Annotated in this window: 5 tRNA genes; all 5 read right to left on the minus strand. The window is 48.9% G+C overall.

What is annotated here, in order from left to right:
- Positions 1–91: 91 nt before the first annotated feature.
- The 5 genes from HMPREF2802_RS11735 to HMPREF2802_RS11755 all read right to left on the minus strand — a co-directional run bounded on the left by HMPREF2802_RS11735 (position 92) and on the right by HMPREF2802_RS11755 (position 489).
- Positions 92–166, minus strand: a tRNA-Gly gene (locus HMPREF2802_RS11735).
- An 8-nt stretch (positions 167–174) separates the two neighbouring features.
- Positions 175–248 (minus strand) — tRNA-Cys (locus HMPREF2802_RS11740).
- 9 nt (positions 249–257) lie between these two features.
- A tRNA-Gln gene (locus HMPREF2802_RS11745) sits at positions 258–329 on the minus strand.
- An 11-nt stretch (positions 330–340) separates the two neighbouring features.
- A tRNA-His gene (locus tag HMPREF2802_RS11750) sits at positions 341–413 on the minus strand.
- Positions 414–415: 2 nt separating this feature from the next.
- Positions 416–489, minus strand: a tRNA-Trp gene (locus HMPREF2802_RS11755).
- Between the last annotated feature and the right edge of the window lie 39 nt (positions 490–528).

A 528-nucleotide genomic window follows, 5' to 3' on the forward strand; every position in this document is an offset into this window, starting at 1 on the left:
GAGCGGAAGATAGGACTTGCACCTATATCTTGTTCCGGGAAGGAACATGTTCTAAGAATTGAACTACTCCCGCATGTATTAAACTATTAAATGGAGCGGAAGATAGGACTTGCACCTATATCTCGTTCCGGGAAGGAACGTGTTCTAAGAATTGAACTACTCCCGCGTAAGACATGGAGGCGGCAACCGGATTTGAACCGGTGATAAAGGTTTTGCAGACCTCTGCCTTACCACTTGGCTATGCCGCCAATAAATAACTGGGCTAGCTGGATTCGAACCAGCGCGTGACGGAGTCAAAGTCCGTTGCCTTACCGCTTGGCTATAGCCCATTAATACTAAGGGCGGTTGATGGGAATCGAACCCACGAATGTCGGAACCACAATCCGATGCGTTAACCACTTCGCCACAACCGCCATGGCAGGGACAGTAGGAATCGAACCCACATCAAAGGTTTTGGAGACCTCTATTCTACCGTTGAACTATGTCCCTTTTTTTTTGATGGTGGAGGGGGGCAGATTCGAACTGCCG

Origin of the sequence: Staphylococcus sp. HMSC071G07, from assembly GCF_001811435.1 — a bacterium.
In the GTDB taxonomy this organism is placed as follows: Bacteria; Bacillota; Bacilli; order Staphylococcales; family Staphylococcaceae; genus Staphylococcus; species Staphylococcus pettenkoferi.